The 22,072-nt window shown below is 57.6% G+C and carries 15 protein-coding genes; 4 read left to right on the top strand and 11 right to left on the bottom strand.

Annotated elements, in window-relative coordinates; all coding sequences use genetic code 11:
- Nucleotides 1–195: 195 nt before the first annotated feature.
- Nucleotides 196–564, bottom strand: a complete 369-nt coding sequence (locus tag ACXJ5O_RS03925) for an Hpt domain-containing protein (protein ID WP_457298743.1) — start codon at nt 562–564, stop codon at nt 196–198.
- A gap of 303 nt (nt 565–867) precedes the next feature.
- Here ACXJ5O_RS03925 and ACXJ5O_RS03920 point away from each other — a divergent pair, with 303 nt between their 5' ends.
- Nucleotides 868–5,841 (top strand): apolipoprotein A-IV repeat region-like domain-containing protein, encoded by a 4,974-nt coding sequence (locus ACXJ5O_RS03920; RefSeq protein WP_457298742.1) that lies wholly within the window; start codon nt 868–870, stop codon nt 5,839–5,841.
- Nucleotides 5,842–6,127: 286 nt separating this feature from the next.
- Here the strand turns inward: ACXJ5O_RS03920 and ACXJ5O_RS03915 are convergent, their stop codons facing one another.
- Genes ACXJ5O_RS03915 through ACXJ5O_RS03900 form a run of 4 tightly spaced genes read right to left on the bottom strand, consistent with a single transcriptional unit; the run spans nt 6,128 to nt 9,821 of the window.
- Complete coding sequence (locus ACXJ5O_RS03915; protein ID WP_457298741.1) at nt 6,128–6,748, bottom strand: ABC-type transport auxiliary lipoprotein family protein; 621 nt, start codon at nt 6,746–6,748, stop codon at nt 6,128–6,130.
- A gap of 36 nt (nt 6,749–6,784) precedes the next feature.
- Nucleotides 6,785–7,777 (bottom strand): MlaD family protein, encoded by a 993-nt coding sequence (locus ACXJ5O_RS03910; protein WP_112528478.1) that lies wholly within the window; start codon nt 7,775–7,777, stop codon nt 6,785–6,787.
- A gap of 3 nt (nt 7,778–7,780) precedes the next feature.
- Complete coding sequence (locus ACXJ5O_RS03905) at nt 7,781–8,638, bottom strand: ABC transporter ATP-binding protein (RefSeq protein ID WP_457298740.1); 858 nt, start codon at nt 8,636–8,638, stop codon at nt 7,781–7,783.
- A gap of 7 nt (nt 8,639–8,645) precedes the next feature.
- Nucleotides 8,646–9,821 carry an ABC transporter permease gene (locus ACXJ5O_RS03900; RefSeq protein WP_457298739.1) on the bottom strand — a complete coding sequence of 392 codons (1,176 nt, stop codon included), beginning with the start codon at nt 9,819–9,821 and terminating at the stop codon, nt 8,646–8,648.
- A 57-nt stretch (nt 9,822–9,878) separates the two neighbouring features.
- On the opposite strand from ACXJ5O_RS03900, the gene dgcA reads away from it, so the two are divergent.
- Nucleotides 9,879–10,862 (top strand): N-acetyl-D-Glu racemase DgcA, encoded by a 984-nt coding sequence (gene dgcA / locus ACXJ5O_RS03895; RefSeq protein WP_457298738.1) that lies wholly within the window; start codon nt 9,879–9,881, stop codon nt 10,860–10,862.
- On the opposite strand, the gene ACXJ5O_RS03890 is transcribed toward dgcA, so the two are convergent.
- The 3 genes from ACXJ5O_RS03890 to ACXJ5O_RS03880 all read right to left on the bottom strand — a co-directional run bounded on the left by ACXJ5O_RS03890 (nt 10,859) and on the right by ACXJ5O_RS03880 (nt 14,076).
- Nucleotides 10,859–12,061, bottom strand: a complete 1,203-nt coding sequence (locus tag ACXJ5O_RS03890; protein WP_457298737.1) for an MFS transporter — start codon at nt 12,059–12,061, stop codon at nt 10,859–10,861. The two genes, dgcA and ACXJ5O_RS03890, sit on opposite strands and share 4 nt — an antisense overlap.
- Nucleotides 12,062–12,188: 127 nt before the next feature.
- Complete coding sequence (locus tag ACXJ5O_RS03885) at nt 12,189–13,265, bottom strand: glycosyltransferase family 4 protein (protein WP_457298736.1); 1,077 nt, start codon at nt 13,263–13,265, stop codon at nt 12,189–12,191.
- A complete protein-coding gene (locus ACXJ5O_RS03880; RefSeq protein ID WP_112528492.1) occupies nt 13,255–14,076 on the bottom strand; it encodes a UDP-2,3-diacylglucosamine diphosphatase in 822 nt (273 codons plus the stop codon). The genes ACXJ5O_RS03885 and ACXJ5O_RS03880 overlap by 11 nt, the downstream gene beginning before the upstream one ends.
- A gap of 226 nt (nt 14,077–14,302) precedes the next feature.
- On the opposite strand from ACXJ5O_RS03880, the gene ACXJ5O_RS03875 reads away from it, so the two are divergent.
- Together ACXJ5O_RS03875 and ACXJ5O_RS03870 are read left to right on the top strand one after the other, a co-directional pair.
- Nucleotides 14,303–16,600, top strand: a complete 2,298-nt coding sequence (locus tag ACXJ5O_RS03875) for an NADP-dependent malic enzyme (protein ID WP_457298735.1) — start codon at nt 14,303–14,305, stop codon at nt 16,598–16,600.
- Nucleotides 16,601–16,669: 69 nt separating this feature from the next.
- Nucleotides 16,670–17,614: a DUF2865 domain-containing protein gene (locus tag ACXJ5O_RS03870; protein WP_457298734.1), complete on the top strand. Its 945-nt coding sequence runs from the start codon at nt 16,670–16,672 to the stop codon at nt 17,612–17,614.
- Here the strand turns inward: ACXJ5O_RS03870 and gltX are convergent.
- The 3 genes from gltX to ACXJ5O_RS03855 all read right to left on the bottom strand — a co-directional run.
- Nucleotides 17,532–18,905: a glutamate--tRNA ligase gene (gltX, locus tag ACXJ5O_RS03865; RefSeq protein WP_457298733.1), complete on the bottom strand. Its 1,374-nt coding sequence runs from the start codon at nt 18,903–18,905 to the stop codon at nt 17,532–17,534. The genes ACXJ5O_RS03870 and gltX overlap by 83 nt on opposite strands.
- Nucleotides 18,906–18,970: 65 nt before the next feature.
- Nucleotides 18,971–20,785, bottom strand: coding sequence for an ABC transporter ATP-binding protein (locus ACXJ5O_RS03860; protein ID WP_457298732.1), 1,815 nt, complete (start codon nt 20,783–20,785; stop codon nt 18,971–18,973).
- A 361-nt stretch (nt 20,786–21,146) separates the two neighbouring features.
- The coding region (locus ACXJ5O_RS03855; RefSeq protein ID WP_457298731.1) for an NAD+ synthase at nt 21,147–22,072 on the bottom strand (926 nt) is incomplete at its 5' end.

Here is a 22,072-nt window from a genome sequence, read left to right as displayed (position 1 = left end):
GTTTCAATACGCRCACCGTCATGAGTGACAAAAGTGATCTTTGCCATAAAAATTCGCCCCAAAGCAGGAAAGTTACCGCTCACATAGGGATTTTGGCGGGCAAGTCAATTGTATTCCCTGACGCAGCGCTATCGTTTGGCTGCGTCAGAGCTGCCCGTACATGGCGGACGATAAGTCGTTCAACCGGCTTTAATGCTAGCGCGTGATCGCCGCTATGTAATCGCGGACATCATCGATGACCGGTCCCATATCCTTGATCTTCTTCGTGTCGCTTGGCGCCTGTTCGATGGCTTCGGCCATCTCGGCGACGCGAAACGCTCCGACCGCTCGGGCCGAACCTTTCAACGATTTGGCGAGACGAACGCGTTCATCCGGGTTGGCGTGTGCCAGCCGATCGACGATGCCACATGTCTGGCGGGAAAACAGGTTGAGGATTTCGGTTTCGAGGGCCCGGTTGCCGAACGTCTCGCGTGTCAAATGGACGAGATCGATTGGCCGCTTGCGCGATGGCTTCGACTTTTCACCTCCCGGCGATGCAAAGGCCATCAATGCTTGTTGTGCCATTGGGTACTCTCCTGAACGCTTTACAATTGAACTAACAAGTTTACTGAAATGCCTCTGATTCAAGGTTAAAACGTGGCAAGCGCTGCGGGGAAATGGCCGGTTATGGTGAACGAAAGGTAAATTTTGGCTTCCAAGTGAAATTTCCTGCGACCTTAAAAAATTAACCTTGTGTTTAAACTTTTAAGCATTTCCCGAATCCATTGTTTCTTTCCAATCCATGTGCCAGTACGATACAGTAGCGGCGTAGAGAGTATGGTGCGGTGGGCTTCACATGTGGTCACCGCCCAATATTGTGAGGAAAACATGGCCACAGCCCCGAAAAGCAAAGCAGTGAAGGCCGACGACGAACTCGGCCAAGCTCTTGAAAAGGCTCTCGAAATCGATTTCGATGAGTCCACGCTTGGGATGGATATGGATTTGTCACCTATCGATGACGAACTCTTGTCCTTCACTGATCTGGAAGCGCAGATATCGCAGGCAGCCCAGGAACTGGCAGCGGAAAAACTTGACCCGCCAGCGACGCCGGAACCCGTGAAAGCGCCAGAAATCAAAGCGCCTGTTTCCACTGAGCCACCGATTCCTCTGCCCGCACCAAAGCCGCAGATCAAGGCTGCCAACCCTATCCCGGCCGCACCGCCCGCGCCGCCAAAAGCGCCGGCCGTGCCCGCACAGACCTTCAAGCCGGCAAATGACGACCTGTTGCAGACAGCGACCGTGTCACGCACAGCCAGCACCGTGCCTGCGCCAAAATCCTACGGTTTGATAACAGTCATCGTCAGCGTCCTTTGGGCGGCGGCCGTGCTCGCTCTCGGCAACGCGCTTTACGGTGCCGAGCTGCGGTCAATTCGCTCCTTCGCAGATTTTGCCGCGGCACCGCACGCAATTGCCATGCTCGTTGCCATTATCGTGCCGATCATGCTGTTCTGGGCCTTCGCAGTCATGATCCGGCGCGCCCAGGAAATGCAATACGCGGCGCGCTCCATGGCCGAAGCGGCGATGCGACTGTCAGAACCTGAAATGATGTCTTCTGACCGCGTAGCTTCGCTTGGTCAGGCCGTACGCCGCGAAGTCGCGGCCATGAGTGAAGGTGTCGAACGGACCCTCGCCCGTGCTGTCGAACTCGAAACGCTCGTGCAGACTGAAGTCAACCAGCTCGAACGCGTCTATACAGACAATGAATATCGCATCCGCACACTCGTCGACCGCCTCGGCGGCGAACGTGAATCGGTGATCGGCCATGCCGAACGCGTCCGTGCGTCGATTTCGAGCGCGCATGAGCAATTGAAGGATGAGCTGTCACAAGCGGGCGATTCATTGCGCGACAATCTCGCCAATGCCTCGACCAACCTGACCATGTCGATCAGCCAGTCCGGCGAGACGCTTATCGACCGCCTGACCCAGAGCGGACAGACGATTTCCGAATCGATCGTTTCGCGTTCCGACGACATTTCACACAAGATCAGCACTTCCGGCGAAGCCTTTGCAAACCTTCTGGAAATGCGCATTGCCGCCCTGTCCGAACAGACAGATGCCGTAACGATGAAACTTGCGGATACGCTGGACGGCCGCACCAACAGCATGCTGTCGCTGCTCGGCAATGCCACACAGACGCTTGTCGGCGAATTCGATACGCGCCTTTCCGGTCTCGATACAACAATCAACGAACGTGGCCGCTCGCTGCTGGCCGAGTTCGAAACACGTGCGCAGTCGCTGGATACAAGCACCGAACGCCTAAATTCTGCGCTGGAAGCCCGCGCCCGCCAGATCAACGAACAGCTGATCGAGCGTACCCGCGATATCGCCAAGACCTTCACCGATGGCCGCGCTTCGATCGACGGTATCGTCGACGAAACCAAGGCAAAGATCGGCAATGACCTGTCGAGCCTGTCCGACTCCGTCGGCAGCCTCCTCTCCACCAATGCGGCGGCCTTTGCCGATAAACTGGTTGAAAGCCGCGAGGCACTTGCCGCAACGCTGTCTGCTGAAACAGACCGTGCCGCCGACGTCATTCGCGAACAGGCCGGCCAGATCGGCGGTCATACGTCGAGCCTCAAGACCGTTCTCGAAAGCAGCACTGCAGCCATTGGCCAGATTATCGGGAGCCATGGCTCATCTCTCGAAAGTCAGGCCTCGGGCCTGCGCGCTGCGCTCGATGACAATGATGCACGCATCGGCGCAACGCTAGAGCAGCACGCCAAGGCGATCGAAGACCGTACATCGGGCATGCACGCTGCATTCTCCGACACGGATGCGAAGATCCGCGAAACGCTGGATGAGCATGAGCGCACTATCGATCTGCGCAGCTCCACCATCGAAGCGGCTATTCAGGCCAACGATTCCCGCATCGGCCAGACGCTCGATGCTCATGCCAAGATCTTCGAAGACCGGACATCCGGCATGCGCGCCGCATTTGTCGACACGCACGCCAAAATTGCGCAGACTCTCGACCACCATGCCAAGAGCCTTGACGAGCGCAACCAGGAAATCCAGCTGGCCCTGTCGAGCAGCGACGGCAAGCTGTCCGAGACATTGGCGGCGCATACACAGGCCATCGACTCCCGCAACGCGGAAATCCAGTCGACATTGCTCGCAAGCGGTACACGCATCGATGAAACGCTGGGTGGTTTCATCGACTCGGTCGATGACAGGACGAACCGCATTGAATCGGCACTCACCAGCAGTGATGCGCGGATCAGTGATGTGCTGACATCCCACGCAAGCGCCATCGAGGATCGTACCGCCGGGATCGAGCAGGCGCTGAGCAACAGCGATCAGCGGATCGGCCAGACCCTCGCTTCGCATGCGAGCTCGCTCGACGAACGCACCGCCGGCATCCAGTCGGCGCTCGAAAATACCCATGCACGCATCGGCGAAACGCTTGCTCAGCATGCCAATGACATCGAGGAGCGCACGTCGGGTATCCGTTCCGTACTGGATAACAGCAACAGCCAGATCGCGAATACACTCAGCCGGCATGCCAGTGACATCGAGGAACGTGCGGCAGGTATCCGCGCCGCACTCGACAATGGCAACAACCAGTTCGGTGATACACTGGCGTCGCATATCGGCGCCCTTGAGGAGCGAGCCGCTGCGATCCGCATCGCGCTTGCTGACAGCGATACCCGTATTGGCGATACGTTGAACGAACATGCCGGACTGCTAGATGACCGCATTGCCGGCATCCGCACCGCCATGGAGCAAGGCAACGCCGCTATCGGAAAGACGCTGGACAACCAGGCGAGCGCCATCAGCGACCGTACGGTTGCACTCCAAGCGATCCTGCAGGACAGCGCAGATGTGCTGGCCAAGGCCTTCGAAAACCATGGCGGAACCATCGACGAGCGCACAACGACCATGCAAAACGCTCTGGAGATGGGCGTCGATAATGTGCGCAAGTCGCTTGAACAGAGTGCGACGGTTGTCGCACGCAGCCTGCGTGACAAGATCACCGAAGCCGCCTCTTCGCTCACCGGTGAGGCACAGAAGGCCGGCGAAGCGCTCGACGGCCATGGCGAGGCATTCAGCCTGCGCATGAATGAAAGCCTCGCAGAAACCGAAAAGCGTCTCGGTGAACGGGCTCGCGAAGCAGCCGCCAATCTGGAAGCACTCGAAGCGCGTTTCTCCGCCGCAACGGATTCGACCGCGTCGAAGCTTGCGGAAAGCACGCGCGAGCTCAACGAAGTTCTCGCTGCCCGCTCGCAGGAGATTATCGGCATCCTCGACAATACGGCGCAGCCGCTGGTGGATAGCCTTGCCGACAATGGCCGCACGCTGGCCTCGCAGCTGGTAGAGGCAACAACGGCAGCGACGGAACGCCTGCGCGTCGAGAACGCCGCCCTGATCAATGCCATCGCCAGCCGCACGGCCGAGACTATTACCGCTGTTCAGGCGGCAAAGGCCGGCCTCACCGACGATGTCAGCAATCTGATCGACCGCCTCTCGGCTTCCAATGCGAAGCTCGGCGAGCTGATCGATATGGCGACCAAGAACCTCGGCGATATTGACGGACGTCTACTCGACACGACGACAACCTTTGCCGAAAACGCAACGAAAGCCGCGGAGTCGTTCCAGACATCGACCCGTCTCATCGACGGCAATCTCGGGAAGCTCTCGCAACTTTCGAACTCGACACTGACGGATATTTCCGCCATCGCGAAAAGCTTTGAAGAACATGGCAGCATGCTCGACAAGGCTTCCGAACTCATCAACGCGTCGCAATCTAACCTCGCATCGACCTTCGACGAGCGTCAGGAAGCACTGCAGAAGCTTGCCGCCGGCTTGATCGCGAAGTCGGAAAGCGTCGAAAAGACCATGCGTTCGTTCGAATCGCTGGTTTCGTCGGCATTTGACCGTGCCGAAGGCCGGGCAACACAGACGACCGAACAGATCCGCACCTCGATCTCGGAAGTCGTCGAGCAGGCATCGCAGAAGTTCGCCAACGCCACGGACGAAATCCGCCGCTCTTCTGCTGCCATCCGCGCGGAATTGGAGGAAACCCGTTCCGAGCTGCAGCGCGGCGTCATGGATATGCCGGAAGAAGCCAAGCAGTCGACTGCGCAAATGCGCAAGGCAGTATCCGAGCAGATCAACGCTTTGAAGGAACTTGCGGAAATCGTTCAGAAATCCGGCCGTTTGACCGATGTTGGTGAAGCCCGTGCGGTACGCGCCGCAACGCCGACCCGTACGTCGGCCGTCGCAGCGCAACCGCAGCGTACCGAACCAGCGGCCACCCCGCGGGCAGCTGCACCGGCTTCTACGCCGGCACAAGCACCTGCAATACGTGGCAGCCTCGATGTTCGTGGCAACGCAGCTCCGGCTGGACGGCCTGCCGGCAATGGCTGGGTTTCGGATCTCTTGCGCCGCGCATCGAGCGATGAGGCGCAAGCCGAACCAAAAGCGAAGGCACCCGAGACTGGCGGACGCTCGCCTGGCCAGGTCGTTGAATCGCTGAACTCCTTGTCGATCGATATCACTCGCGCGATCGACCATGAGGCTTCGGTAGAACTCTGGCAGCGTTATCGCGCTGGCGAACGCAACGTGTTCACCCGCCGTCTCTACACGCTCAAGGGTCAGCAGACATTTGACGAGATCAAGCGCAAGTATCAGGGCGACAGCGAATTCAAACGCGCCGTCGATCGTTACATGGATGACTTCGAACGCCTGCTCGAAGACGTTTCGCGCAATGATCGCGACAATGTCATGGCGCAGAACTACCTGACGTCCGACACCGGCAAGGTCTATACGATGCTGGCGCACGCGAGCAACCGTCTGAAGTAAGCGGCGGAATGAACAACAAAAAACGCGGCTTCGGCCGCGTTTTTTGTTGGCAAGTTAAACCTCTCTTGTTTGGTGCCCGCCTCCGTCATCCTCGGGCTTGACCCGAGGACCTGAGGAGCATCACGGGTCCGTTTGCTCGACTGGATCTAGTCGAGCAATAGAATGCAATTCCTCGTTATAAATCCGCACCTATCTGGAATGCGTCGGGAAGGTGCTGTGCGGGCTTCTTGGCCGTGGGTCCTCGGGTCAAGCCCGAGGATGACGGAGACGTGGGTGCGTTGTCCGCTCAAATCACCGACAGTGTCCACGTGACAATATCGCTCGAGGCGCTGTCAAAGGCTCTGTCAAGCGCGGCGATATAGGATGCATTGCCCTCGCCGCTGACCGGCGATGTCGCGCGGAACACACGCGCCGAGCGCACAGTCCCATTCTTGTCGTTCAATATCTTGATGGCGATTTCAACGATCGCGATCCGGCCGCTGGATACATTGATATTGAAAGTGCGGATATCGCTGATCACCTGATAGTCGATGGCGAGGCCTTCACCTGGACGCCCAACACCGCCAAGACGGCCCGTGCTCTCAAAGGCCTGGACCAGCCGCGATTGTACGATGTTCGGCAGACGGTCAGCCCACTGCGCACCTTTCAAGAAGGAAATCGAATTCAGGCCCGATCGAACGACAATATTTTCGCCATCGAGCGCCTTGAGCGCGGAGGGTGCTGCGATCAAGATCTGACGACCCTGCTTCTTCGGTGAAGAGACGTCTGGCGAAGCACTGGAAAGATCGAAAGTATCAAGCTTCTTGGAGCTTGCGCAGGCTGAAACGGACAAAGCCAACAGCAGAGCGGCAATAGTCGTTGTTGTTTTCACCAGCGCCCCTCTGTCCGTGTCATGCGAACGCACCAACCCCGGTGACTTTCATGCGATGCGAATCGCCCAAAGTCAACGGCGTGTGCGTCCGTCATACTCCGGAACGCTTCCGCCTCCACCAAAAATTACGCGCTGCGGATTCTTTTCAAGGTCGGTGATCGCCCGTTCGATACGCTGAACTGACTGACGGCTTTCATTTACGAGCGCCTGTACGTCGCGCAGGCCCTGCCCGGAGAATCGGTTGATGTTATCGGTGATCGGCCCGAGCCGGGCGTTCAGATTGTCGGCAACCGCGCGATAGGATTTAAGTGTATCCTGCGCCTCCCTGACGACGCTGCCATCCTGATCCGACAGCTGCTTGTCAAGCTTGGCAAGAACGCCATCGACCCGCGTCGATGCACTGTTGAGCCGGGTCATCATTTGCCGCGCTTCTTTCACCACAGCCTGAACGTCTTCGGCACTCTGGCTGAATTTATCGATGACATCGGAATTGTTGGCCAGTGCATCGGTAAACTTCTTGGTATTATTGACCGTGTCGACCAACGGGCCCTTCACTTCAGTAATGAAGCTTTCGATAGAACCTACTGCCCCATCCACACGCTCAAGAATTGTCTGCGCCTTCTGCAAAAGGTTGTTCACTACAGAAGGATCGGCATCCATACGTGCGATCTGATCGTCTTTGGCGGCTTCTTCCAATAGGTTGGGCTCGTTGAGCTTGCCACCCTTGAGCTCGATGAAGGCCTGTCCGGTCAGGCCGGCAAAACCCAATGTCGCTTGCGTGGAACGGGTGATGGGCGTCGTCGCGTTGACTTCCGTCTGGGCAATAACCGCATCAGGATTGTTGGCGTCGATGGACAGGCGCCGTACGCTGCCAACCTTGATGCCGTTGAACAGGACCTGGCTGCCCTCGGCCAGCCCGGTGACCGAGCCGACAATACGGATTTCAAGCGTCGCGGTTTCGCTACGATCGCCATAACGGGCGATCCAATAGACAAATCCAAAGGCGAGGATGCACACTATGAGCGTGAAGACACCGACCAGGACGTAGTTGGCTTTCGTTTCCATAGATTACTTCGTCAGATCCTGCTCTGCCCTGGGCTGCTCGTGCGTCGATCGCCGTCTGTTGTCGCCATTGGAAACTATCTGGCGTGCGCGCTTTCCGCGGAAATATTCCTGGACCCACGGATCGTCGAACGCCAGCATGTCTTCAATCGTTCCCTCAACGAGAACTTTCTTCTTTCCCAATACCGCGATTCGGTCGCAAACGGCGAACAAGCTATCGAGGTCGTGGGTCACCATATAAACTGTCAAACCCATCGTATCGCGCAAATTGGCGATGAGTTCGTCGAATTCCGCCGCACCTATCGGATCGAGCCCTGAAGTGGGCTCGTCGAGAAAGACGATTTCCGGATCGAGCGATAGCGCGCGCGCCAGTGCGGCACGCTTGATCATCCCGCCTGAAAGCTCCGACGGAAACTTTTCAGCCGTATCCGCTTTGAGGCCGACCAGTTCGATTTTCAGCCGAGCAAGCTCATCCATCAGCCTTTGCGGAATATCGAGGTATTCCCGCATCGGCACCTGGATATTTTCAAGCACGGTCAAGGCAGAAAACAACGCGCCCTGCTGGAACAAAACACCCATGCGCATGTCGACGCCCAGCTTCTCCTGTTCCGAGGCACGATCTATATCATGACCGAAGATCTTGATCTGACCGCTCTGTTTCTGGTTGAGACCGAGGATCGCCCRCATCAGCACCGATTTGCCCGTGCCTGACGCCCCGACGAAACCCAGAATCTCGCCGCGATAGACGTCGAGCGAGAGATTATCCAGAATCTTCGCCCTGCCGAATGACACGCTGACATCCTTCACCGAAAGGATCACTTCTTGCGCGTCAGTGTCAGGTTGTTTGTTGGTTCCCGGCGTCATCTCTGGCTCAAAAATTGATCGATGCGTAGAAGACTGCAAAAATGCCATCGACCACGATAACGACGAAAATGGACTTCACCACGGACGCCGTCACCCGTTGACCGAGAGACTCAGCGCTGCCGCCAACTTTCATGCCTTCCACCGAAGCCATAATGCCGATAATCATCGCCATGAACGGCGCTTTGATCAGACCGGCCAGATAGCTCGACGTATCGATTGCGTCGCGCAATCGCTGAATAAACGCATCGGGCGTGATACCGGAATAGGCCCAGGTGATTCCCATTGCACCGCCTAACGCCGCGAAATCCGCGATGATCGTCAACAATGGCAGGGCAATCACCAACGCAACCAGGCGCGGAAACACCAGCACGCCGACCGGGTTGAGGCCGATGACGGTGAGCGCATCGGTCTCCTCACGCATTTTCATCGAGCCGATTTCAGCTGTGATGGCACTTCCAGAACGGCCGGCAATCATGATCGCAGTCAAAAGCACACCGATCTCACGTAACACCAGAATACCAACAAGATCGACGACGAATATCTCTGCGCCGAAATAGCGAAGCTGGAATGCGCCCTGCTGGGCGATGATCGCACCGATGATCGTTGACATCAGCACCACCACCGGCACGGCGCCGATACCCATGCTGTCGAGCTGATGCACAATCGCAGCTGGCCTGATACCGCTGCGCCCGCTGCCCTTCATCTGGGCGCCGCGCACGGTTGCCCCGAGGATATGCATGGCTTTGGTGAAGTCGTCGCCAAAAGCGTACACAGTTCTGCCGATGGTTTCCAAAAAGCGAATCAGCAGGGATGGCCGTTCGATATGAACCGGCTCCTCAGGTGCCGAAGCAGCTTCGCCGACTGCTTCAAACAAGGCGCCCCAGCTTTCGGATTGTCCTTCGACGGTGACCTGCTTGCCAGCTTTCTCCAGTGTGGTTCGCAAGCGTTCTATCAGCCAGGTTCCTGCAGTATCCAGCAATTCAATGCCGGAAACCTCGATTACTGCACTGGAAAAACTGTTGTCATGGGCAATTTCGCGCATGCGGTCATCGACACGGCGAACATTGCGTGTTGTCCATGCACCCGATAGCGTGACCGTCACGCGGTCGCCGTCCTTGCTGAATTCAACGTGAGGCGGCGCTGCGGTAGAAGCACTTGAATTGTTTGCTCTATCGGTCAACATCACACACACATATCGAGTCTCGTGCTTCCTGTCACTTGAACAATTAAGGCGTGAAATATGGTTGTGAGCGTAGAAATATCGGTGGAGCGCTGGCCTATTGCCGGAACATTTACGATCTCGCGCGGCTCGAAAACCGAGGCGGCCATCGTACTGTGCACGCTGTCTGACGGAACGTTCACCGGACGTGGCGAGTGCGTGCCCTACGCGCGCTATGGCGAGAGCCTGGACTCCGTTTGCGCCGAGATCGAAGGACTGCGCTACGCATTCGCAAATGGCGCCGCACGAGATGCTTTGCCGGCATTGATCGGTGCTGGCGCGGCCCGCAATGCGGTCGATTGCGCATTGTGGGACCTGGAGGCAAAACGCAGTGGCAAAACTGTTGCTGATCTTCTTGGCTTGTCACCTTTGCACGATCTGACGACAGCGGTGACCGTTTCCTTCGGCGACGTCCAGACCATGGCTGCAGCGGCTCGGGACTTCGCCGACCGTCCGTTGATCAAGGTCAAGGTTGGCGGCGAGGACGATACCGAACGGATTCGGGCTGTCGCCAACGCCGCGCCCTCAAGCCGCATCATACTTGATGCCAATGAAGGCTGGAGTGATGAAAACATTGTTGAAAACATGCTGGCTGCAGCGAAGGCCGGTGTCGTGCTGATCGAACAACCTCTGCCAGCCGGCAAAGATGCCATCCTCACCAAAATTCCGCATCCGGTGCCCATCTGTGCTGACGAGAGTGCCCATGGCACAGACGATCTGCACACACTCCTTGGCCGCTACGACAGCATCAATATCAAGCTCGACAAAACGGGAGGCCTCACCGAAGCGCTGCGGATGCAGAAACGCGCCCGGGAGCTTGGGTTTGGTATCATGGTCGGATGCATGGTCGGGACGTCCTTGGCCATGGCACCTGCAGTACTGCTGGCGCAGGATGCGGATTTCATCGATCTCGATGGACCGCTGATCCTGCGCGAAGACCGTAAACCTGGCCTCTTGTTCGAAGGCAGCCGCATTTCGCCGCCACTCCCCGAACTGTGGGGCTAACCCTCTCGTTGCTCCAGCCTTAGTGCAACGATAGCAAGGCCGAGACCGCACGCAGCGAGGAGCACCATCACGTAAAAACCATGGATCCCGGTGGCGCTGTAGAGCGGGCCCGACGCCATGGTGGCAATGGCGAGCGATGTACCGATGAAAAACGTCGAAAGCCCCTGTGCGGTGCCGCCGCGTTCCTCGGGAATGGTCAGAGCTATCATTTTCTGCATGCCGAGGAACGACAATGCGAATGAAAACGCGTGCAGGCTCTGGACGGCGAGAAACCCTGCAACGCCAAGACCGGCGGGTGCAATGAGCGGGAAAACCGCCCAACGGAACATCGCAGCGGCCGAGCCGATGATCAGGACTTTAGCTGGATGCAGGCGGCCGAACAGTCGACGGAAAAACGTAAACATGATGACTTCGGCGACGACGGAAATCGACCACAACGCGCCGATCATGGTCTCCTCGATGCCGATTGATTTCCAGTAGATCGCAGAAAAGCTGTAGCCATAGGCGTGGCTCGCCTGCGTGATGCCGGTGGCTATGAGAAAGGTGACGAAAGCCGGCCTGCGCAGCGCCCTTCCCGCATCTGCGATATCCACATCCGATAGCGGTGAAAGACGCCTCGGCTTGCCGATGCGCGGCACGATGAAGCTCATGCCACAGGCTGCTATGAGCGTGGCTAAAAGTGCCCACGGGATGATGTGCTCACCCACTTGCTGGATGAACACACCGCCAACGAAAGACGTGAGCAGAAACGATATCGAGCCCCATACGCGCATCTTTGCGAAATCGGCGCCATACCGGCGGACGCCGGACAGCGCGATCGTGTCGGCAAGCGGCACCTGCGACGTCCATGGCGGGGCAAGCATCAGGGATACGATCAGAATTCCGATGAAGCCGAACGGGACGAAATAGAAGGCCGCGACGATGACGGCCAGGATCGTCGCCATGGTCAGTATGTGAGCGCGATCATTCGAACGGTCGGCGAGCATCGATACCAGCGGCGCGGCGACGACACGCACGAACAAAGGCATGGACAATACGATGGAGATTTGCGTCGGTGTCAGCGCACGATATTCGAGCCACAAGGGAAAGTATGGCAGGTGAAGACCGCTCGATGTGAAAATCGCAAAATAAGCCAACGCAACCCGCAGCTCGAAGCGAAACGGCATGTCCTGGCTGGTGTCCGCTGCAGCGGCTGTCATAAAAAAACTTTCGGAAGATCGAGCGGTTCAGGCGGAATCGCAACCGTGCATTGCCTGAGATTCGCAACTATCACGAAATTCGCCAAGCGCCTAGAAACACTGGGGTTCATCCGCAACTAACATGATGTTATCGCGCTGATACGACCTTGCCGGATTTTACTTTGCGTGGCGCAGGCGCCGTCGCACTGCCAATCGTCGTTAGCACGCTCTCGAATATGTCAGCGCAGGCTTCCCAACTGAAGCCTTTGAGCCTCGCATTCGGATCGACCCGGCCCATTTCCAGCGCGCCCAACGCCGCCTTCTGCAGATTGTCGGAAAGTACGCCCGCGCCTGACGCGCCGATAACATCCTTTGGGCCGGGAACGGGATAACCTGCAACAGGCAGCCCGCAGGCTATGGCCTCAAGCAGGACAAGACCGAACGTGTCCGTGCGGCTCGGAAAGACGAATACGTCCGACCCCGCATAATAGCGAGCAAGGGTTTCCCCTTCTTTCTTCCCGGCAAAAACGGCATCCGGATATTTCCGCTTCAAGTCATCCAGATCCGGACCGTCGCCCACGATAAGTTTGGTGCCTGGCAGATCGAGAGACAGGAAGGATTCAAGATTCTTTTCAGGCGCGACACGGCCGACGCAGAGAAAGACAGGTCGGGGCAGCTTGAGATCGACATCGGGTTGCGGCCGGAAAAGCGCACGGTCAACGCCGCGCGTCCACACTTTCAGCGTCGCAAAGCCGCGTTCGGCCAGTTCGTCATGGATCGATTGTGTCGGGACCAGGCAATGTTCGGCTGCATTATGGAAACGCCGCAGGAAACTATAGGACCATGACAGAGGCACAGGCAGCCGCTCGCGCAGGTATTCGGGAAAACGCGTATGGAAGCTGGTGGTAAATCGCCAATTATTCTTCAGGCAAGCGCGGCGTGCCATGATGCCGAGTGGACCTTCGGTCGCGATATGGACGTAGGCCGGCTGCAGCGCTTCGATGCGCGCCCTGATGGCAAGGGGATGCGTCAACGCCAGACGGATTTCCGGATAGGTCGGGCAAGGCGCAGAACGATAATCGGCAGGCGAGATGATCGTCACTTCAAAGCCGCGCGCTTCCATTTGCTCACGCAGCTTGGTTAGCGTACGAACCACGCCATTGACTTGCGGGTGCCACGCATCCGATACGATGACCAGGCGCTTCGCTTGACCGTCAGGCTGCATTCGCCGCCTTTGGACGCTTGTCATCCAGCCGGACGACAGGCGCGAAGCCGGCCTGTTCGCCGATCAGATGCGTCCATGACAGAAGTTCCATGCGACCATCGAAGTGCTCGACGATAGCCGTGCAGCTTTCCACCCAATCGCCGGTATTGATGTATTCGATGCCGTCAATCTGCTCGATCGTTGCATGGTGGATGTGGCCGCAGATTACGCCATCCGCACCAATGCGCCGGGCCTCGTCCGAAACCACCGTCTGGAACGACCCGATGAAGTTCACAGCCTTCTTGACACGGAACTTTGCCCAGGCCGAAAACGACCAGTAGCGCAGGCCGAGCATGCGCCTCACCTTGTTCATAAGTGTGTTGATTGCGAGCGCAGCGTCATAGGCCCAATCGCCGAGATAAGCGATGTGGCGGGCATTGCGCACAACAACGTCGAACTGGTCGCCGTGGATAACGAGGAATTTCCGGCCGTCCGCAGTCTCATGCATGATCCGGTCCATGACCTCAATTCCGCCGAAGTGCGTCCCCTGGAAATCACGCAAGAACTCGTCATGGTTGCCAGCAATGTAGAAGATACGCGCGCCCTTGCGGCTTTTGCGCAGGAGCTTCTGCACGATGTCATTGTGCTCTTGCGGCCAATGCCAATTGCGGCGCAGGCGCCATCCGTCGACGATATCACCAACCAGAAAGATCGTATCGGCGTCGTGGTATTTCAGAAAATCCAGCAGAAAACTGGCCTTCGCACCTTTCGAGCCGAGATGCACATCGGACAGGAAAAGCGTACGGAATTTACGGGCCTCGATCTCGACCATGATGCTGATCTCCATTCAGCTGACGCAAAGGCGCGTCCATTTGCGCTGACACAAACCTGATTCATGCAACAGTCTTATGACGGCACGGAAAAGTGCAGATATCGGCAAGATAGGCACTTGTAACAAAATCGAGTTCCGTTATGCCTCTGGATGAGATTTTAGCGTGCTGGAAAATTTGAATCGCCAGTGTATAAACGCGCGAGCCAAATCCCGGAGGACATCGTCAATGGCCAACGACCAAACGCCCAGCAACTCTGATCTTGAAGAAAGCGCACTGTTCTATCATCGCTTTCCTCAGCCGGGTAAGCTGGAAATCCAGGCGACGAAGCCGCTTGGAAATCAGCGGGATCTTGCCCTTGCCTATTCTCCTGGTGTCGCCGCGCCGTGCCTCGCGATTCACGAGAATCCTGCAACGGCAGCCGACTATACCAGCCGCGCCAATCTCGTCGCAGTCATCTCCAACGGCACCGCTGTCCTCGGCCTCGGCAATATCGGCCCGCTCGCGTCCAAGCCCGTCATGGAAGGCAAGGCTGTCCTCTTCAAGAAATTCGCCAATATCGATGTGTTCGATATCGAAATCGATGCACAGGAAATCAGCAAGATCGTCGATGTGGTAGCGGCGTTGGAGCCAACATTCGGCGGCATCAATCTCGAAGACATCAAGTCGCCGGAATGTTTTGAAGTCGAGGAACAACTTCGCGCCAAAATGAACATCCCGGTGTTCCATGACGACCAGCACGGAACTGCCATCATCGTGGCGGCGGCTATTCTCAACGGCATGGAACTTGCCGGAAAAGAGCTCTCCAAGATCAAGCTCGTCGCTTCCGGGGCCGGCGCAGCGGCAATCGCTTGCCTGAACCTCCTGGTGAAGCTCGGCGTTGACCGCAAGAACATCTGGGTCTGCGATATTGATGGTGTCGTCTATGAGGGCCGCAATACGCTGATGGACCGCTGGAAGTCGGTCTATGTGCAGAAAACCGATGCGCGGGTCCTGGCAGATGTCATTGGCGGAGCTGATGTCTTTCTCGGCCTTTCGGCCGCTGGTGTGCTGAAGCCCGAACTGTTGAAGCAGATGGCACCGAACCCGTTGATCATGGCCTTGGCCAATCCAAACCCGGAGATCATGCCCGATGAGGCGCGTGCGGCACGCGCCGATGCGATGATTTGCACTGGCCGTTCGGACTTTCCCAACCAGGTCAACAACGTCCTCTGCTTCCCCTTCATCTTCCGCGGCGCGCTCGATTGCGGTGCGCGGGCGATCAACGAGGAAATGAAGATGGCGGCAGTGCAGGCAATTGCCGCGCTTGCTCGCGAAGAACCATCGGACGTAGCAGCCCGCGCCTATTCCGGCGAGACACCGACCTTCGGGCCGCAATACCTCATCCCCTCGCCATTCGATCAGCGCCTCATTCTAAGGATTGCACCTGCGGTCGCCAAAGCCGCGATGGACACCGGCGTTGCAGAACGTCCGATCGAGGATTTCGATGCCTATCTCGACCGGTTGAACCGCTTCGTCTTCCGCTCCGGCCTGATCATGAAACCAATCTTCACCGCGGCAAAAACGGCGGAGAAGAAGCGCGTTATCTATGCGGATGGCGAGGATGAACGGGTATTGCGCGCAGCCCAGGTTGTGCTGGAAGAAGGCATTGCCATCCCGACCCTGATTGGACGTCCGCAGGTCATAGAGACGCGCCTGCAGCGCTATGGGCTGAAGATCAAGATCGGCACCGATTTCGATGTCATCAATCCTGAGGATGACCCGCGTTATCGCGATTACGTCGATCTGCTGCTCAATCTCACAGGACGGCGGGGCACAACGCCGGAAGTCGCTCGCACCATGGTCCGTGCTAGTGGCACCGTGATCGCAGCGCTTGCCATCGTCCGCGGGGAAGCCGACGCAATGATCTGCGGTCTTGAAGGCCGTTTCGAGCGGCACTTGCGCAATGTCGACCAGATTATTGGAAAACTGGAGGGCATACGCAATTTCTCGGCGCTGAGCCTGTTGATTTCGCAACGCGGCGTGCTGTTCCTGACCGACACCTATGTCAGCATTGATCCGACCGCCGAGGAAATCGCCGAAAAAACGGTTCTTGCCGCCAACGAAATCCGCCGCTTCGGCATCGAGCCCAAGGCAGCCTTGCTCTCGCATTCCAATTTCGGCTCACGCGATTCCGAAAGTGCAGCAAAGATGCGGAGCGCATCAGAAATTCTGCGCGTCAAGGCGCCTGATCTGGAACAGGATGGCGAAATGCATGGAGATTCCGCGCTTTCGGCGATCCTGCGCGAGCGTGTACTTCCGCACTCGCGGCTGAGCGACGAAGCCAATCTGCTGGTTTTCCCTAATCTCGACGCGGCGAATATCACCCTCAACGTCGTCAAATCCGTCACCGATGCCTTGCATGTCGGCCCGATCCTGCTCGGTGCCGCCAAGCCCGCACATATCCTGACGCCGTCGGTCACATCGCGCGGTATCGTCAACATGACAGCACTGGCGGTGGTGGAAGCATCACAACGCGTTGATTAACAGGCGGGTGTCTTATTGCTGCCGCATGGCCGTGGCTGGTTCGTGCGCATTCACTCGCCTCGAATGCGCATGACAATCTTGGGCAGCCGCATGTACCGGACATTCCAGATCGCCTTCATAGCAGCGACCGCCGTCCTGGCGGCGACGCAACTTTCTTACGCAAATTCAGATATTTGCGCGCGCATGCTGCACCGGTTGGACGAGCTCAACCGCAACGCCGATGTCGATAATTTCGAACTCAGTTTGCGGCGTGACCGCGTCGAGGCTGCACTCGATGCCAATAATTGTTCTGCCGTGGACGACCGCGTCTATGATGAACCGGAGCCGGACACGGCTGGTTCGCAGTCTTACGAGGTTCTGGGGAAAGAGCCGGAACCTGTCGAGCCGGAAATGAATACAGCTCCGGTCTATGGCGGCCGGTACCAGACACTTTGCGTGCGCGCATGTGACGGCTATTACTTCCCGCTCTCCTATGAAACCGGCGCGGAGAATTTCTCACGCGATCAGGCGCAGTGCCAGTCCCAGTGTCCCGGCGCAAAGCTCTACTATCAGCCCACAGACAATCCAAATCCTGAAAGGATGACTTCGTTAAGCGGCGAAGATTATAAGGATATGCCGAATGCCTTCAAATTCAGGAAGGTAGGAGCCAATGGAACGCCGCAATGCGGTTGCCAGAGATCGGCCGGAAATTTCACCACCTTGGGCAATCCGGCGGCGGCGACATCCGTCACAGGAAAGCCCGGTGAGCCAGCCAAAGTTGTCGAACCTGCGAAGCCTGTTGAAAGCACAGTCGAGCCGACAGTGCCGGCAGCTCAATCGACCGAAAATTCGTCGTCCATTATTCAGCTGGGTGAACCCGCAACGACCAAGACGGAAGCACCGCTGCCGCAGCCGCTTACCGGCGACAAGCCGATCGATCCGAACCGCAAGGTCAGGGTCGTCGGGCCAACGTTCCTTCCCGACCAAGAAGGGGCAATAAATCTGCGAGCTCCGGACCAGAAGACAGCCCAGTAAGCGCGATGCGTAGCGGCATGAATAGTGGCTTGCCCTTGCGGCCGCTCTGAACTTTCACCGCATCGGTCCACAGCTTCCAGGTCTCGCGGTTCCAGGGTTCAGGCGGTAAAAGATCGAAAGCGGCACGGACGAAATCGCGGTCCTCTTCGGCAAGCTGTTCGTCCGTCGCAGGACCTGCCTTGATGATCTCCCACCAACTGGCCGCATCCGAAATGCGCGAAAGATTGCCCCGAACTGCGAGCCAGAATTCTTCCGCGCGGTCGCCCTCGATGCCAAGCGCTGCAAGGCGGTCGTATGCTTGTGCGTAGGGCATTGCGTGGATCAGGGCACGGTTGAGCGCATCCAGTTCAGCCGGGTCGAACTTCGAAGCCGATTTGGAGGTTGCCGCCGGATCGAAAATATCGGCCAACGTCGCCATGTCAGGTACGGCAGTCACATTCTCCGACGTTCCAATCAACACGGCAAGACTGGCCACAGCCATCGGTTCATAGCCGTCACGCTGCAAACTGCCGATCGAAAGCGCGCCGGTACGCTTGGAGATACCCTCTCCCGACGCTGTCGTCAGGAGGTTGATGTGACCAAGTTCGGGGACCTTCGCGCCAAGAGCCTCGATGATCGCGATCTGTACGCCACTATTGGTAATGTGGTCGTTGCCACGGATGATATGGGAGATGTTCATGTCGATGTCGTCAACGACCGAAGTGAACGTATAGAGATAGGTGCCATCTTCCCGTATTAGAACCGGATCAGAAAGCGAGGCTAGATCAACCGTTTCCCTGTCGCGCACAATGTCGTTCCAGTGAACTTCGGTCCTCGTTACTGAAAACGGATCGTCTTTGAAGTTTGGCAGCAGGAAGCGCCAATGCGGCCGGCGCCCTTCCGCCTCAAGCTTCTCCCTGTCGGCTAGCGTCAGCTTCAAGGCATCGCGCCCATAGATTGGAGGGAGGCGCCGCGCCAGGCGCAGCTTGCGCTTGCGTTCAAGTTCCTCGGCAGTCTCGTAGCAGGGATAAAGCACGCCCGCAGCCTTGAGCTTTTCGGCCGCAGCATCATAGATAGGGATATGCTTCGACTGGTATTCGATGCGCACCGGTTTGATGCCCAGCCAGTCGAGGTCCGCGATCGTCGCTTCAGCGTATTCCGTCTTGGAACGAACGGTATCCGTGTCGTCGAAGCGCAGGATGAATTGGCCATTGTTCTTGAGGGCGAAAAGCCAGTTGAACAAGGCAATACGTGTATTGCCAATGTGGATATAGCCGGTCGGAGACGGTGCAAAACGGACGATAATGGTCATGCTTGCGGCATATCGGATAGAGTCAGCAATGGCAATATGGGCCACGCTCGCACGCGGCCCATATCTTAGTCATCATTGAGGACAAGCCCCTTGGTAAGTTYGAGTGTCTGTAACTCGAACAGGCCGCGGTAGATACCGCCATTGAGCCCGATCAACGCCTCGTGGTTACCCTCTTCGGCAATACGGCCGTGCTCAAAAACCAGGAGCCGGTCGAGCGAACGCACAGTCGACAGACGGTGTGCGATCACCAATGTCGTCCGTCCCAGCATCAGCCGCTCCATCGCCTGCTGGATCAGCACTTCGGATTCCGAATCGAGGCTGGAAGTCGCCTCGTCCAGAATGAGAACCGGAGCATCCGCAAGGAAAGCCCGGGCAATGGCCACTCTCTGGCGCTCGCCGCCGGAAAGCTTGACACCGCGCTCGCCCACCAGCGTGCTGTACTCCTTCGGCAACGCCGAGATGAAGTCATGCGCGCTGGCCTGCCTTGCCGCCTCTTCGATCTCACCTTGCGTGGCACCGGGCCGGGCATAGGCGATATTCTCCGCCAGCGAACGGTGAAACAGGATTGGCTCCTGTTGCACGATGGCGATCTGCTGGCGGAGCGAAGCCTGCGTGACCCCGGCAATATCCTGACCATCGATCAGGATCCGGCCCGATTTCACATCATGCAATCGCTGGATCAGCTTGACGAACGTCGTCTTGCCCGAACCCGAATGACCAACCAGACCGACACGTTCGCCTGCGCGGATCGTCACCGAAAACCGGTCATAAAGCGGCAGGCGATGTGCGCCATAGTGGAACGTCACATTGTCGAACTCGATCTTGCCATTGCTGATCCGGATCGGCTTCGCGCCGGGCCGATCTTCAATCCCAAGCGGTTGACTCTGGATATCAACAAGCTCCTCCATGTCGTTGACAGAACGCTGCATATTGCGGATGTGCATACCAACTTCCCGCAAATAGCCCTGCAGGATAAAGAACGAGGTAAGCACGAAGGTGATATCACCCGCACTCGCCTGCCCTTTCGACCACAGGATCAGTGCGAAACCGATAACCGCGGCCCGCAGCGCAAGCAGCATCGTTCCTTGAGACGTGCCGTTCCAGGTACCACGAATCCAGGTGCGCGCTGTCCGGTCCTGCCATTTGGTCAGGACCTTCGCCAGACGTGCATCTTCACGGCTTTCCGCACCGAAACCCTTGACCACCATATTGCAACTGACGGCGTCGGCGAGCGAACCGCCGAGCTTGGTATCCCAGCGATTGGCGAGGCTTGCCATGGGCGCAACGTAACCGAGCGACAGCGATGCGGTGACCGCGACGAACACGAACGATCCGATGCCGATGATCACACCCATCAATGGCCAGTACCACGCCATCAGCGCTGTCGAACCAATCAACATGATCACTGACGGAAACAGCGCCAGCAGCAGCGTATCGTTCAACAAGTCCAGCGCCCACATGCCACGCGTCACCTTACGAACCGTTGAACCGGCAAAGCTGTTGGCATGCCATTCGGTCGAGAAGCGCTGGATGYGATAGAACGCACCGGAGGCGATTTCCGTCATCATGTTCAATGTCAGATCAACGATCTGCATGAAGGTGATGTGCCGCAAGATGATTGCACCGAGTGACAGGGCAAGCAGTGTCGAGAACGCAGCGATTGCTGCATCCCACACGACCGCTTCGGTGGCGTGACCGTTGACCACAGCATCGACCAACCGGCCAGAATAGAGCGGCGTCAACACGTCGGCCAGTGTCGACAGCAACACTGCACCGGCAATGACGGCGATACGCACCGGCTGTCGCTGCCAGTGTAGCCAGGTGAATCCAAGAACGCTGCGGAACGCGCCGCCGCGCAGGTCTTTACGAAATAAAGCCATGACGATTGTCCGATGCGAATACGCACCAGCCTCAATAGAAAAATGCAAACGAGAATGCCGTGAAAAAGAAGACAGAATCAGTACGGCATGAATGATCTGGCAACTCGCCTGAATACAGGAAAGGCCATTATCGGCGATGAGTTACCTTGACCGGTGAAGTCAATCGAAAGGCAAACAGGCCTTTCGTCATCACGTGTCAGGAACGAGCGCCGCCCCGCGGGGACATAAACATGGGTGCCATTCGAGAACCTCCCGGTCGTTATTGCCGGAGGTCGGCTTATAGTTGAATCGTTTTGCGCCGCCAAGTGTCTTTTTCCAGCGGTCCGTTTTCGAGAATCAGGTGCGGCGAGATTGCAACAGTTTACTGCGATCGATCCCGAAACCGGTTGGTGATGGGATAGCGCCGATCACGGCCGAAATTCTTCTTCGTCACCTTCACACCGGGCGCCGATTGGCGGCGCTTGTATTCGGCGATATAGAGCAGGTGTTCGATACGCTCGACCGTCGCACGGTCATGACCGCGTTCGACGATTTCATCGACACCCATCTCGTGTTCAACGAGGCATTCGAGGATATCATCGAGAACCGGATAAGGCGGCAGCGAATCCTGGTCGGTCTGGTTTTCCCGCAGCTCTGCCGAGGGCGCCTTGCTGATGATATTCACCGGAATAACTTCGCCAGACGGACCTAGGCCGCCCGCAGGGACGTTTTTGTTGCGCCACTCCGACATGGCATAGACCTGCATCTTGTAGAGGTCCTTGATCGGATTGTAGCCACCATTCATATCGCCATAGAGCGTGGCATAGCCGACCGACATTTCCGACTTGTTGCCCGTGGTGACGACCATGGAACCGAACTTGTTGGAAATCGCCATAAGGATGGTACCGCGGGCACGGCTCTGCAGGTTCTCCTCCGTTATGCCCTCCTTGGTGCCCTCAAAGGTGGGCGCTAGCGCCCTGAGGAAGCCCTCGACCGGCTCAAAGATCGGGACGATATCATAGCGGCAGCCAAGCATCTTGGCGCAGTCCTCGGCGTCCTTCAGCGAGTCCTTCGACGTATAGGTGTAAGGCATCATGACTGCGCGCAGGCGTTCCTCTCCCAATGCGTCCACCGCGAGCGCGGCGCAGATTGCAGAGTCGATGCCGCCAGATAGACCAAGCACAACGTCCTTGAATCCGTTCTTGTTGACGTAGTCACGCAGGCCAAGCATGCAGGCGCGGTAGTTCGCTTCCTCCCCTTCCGGGATTCGCGACATCGGGCCTTCAGTGCAGGTCCAGCCATCTGCGC

The sequence above is a fragment of the Phyllobacterium sp. P5_D12 genome (assembly GCF_054049495.1).
Note: the sequence above shows the minus strand (reverse complement) of the source record. Positions and strands in the feature narration are given on the sequence as shown.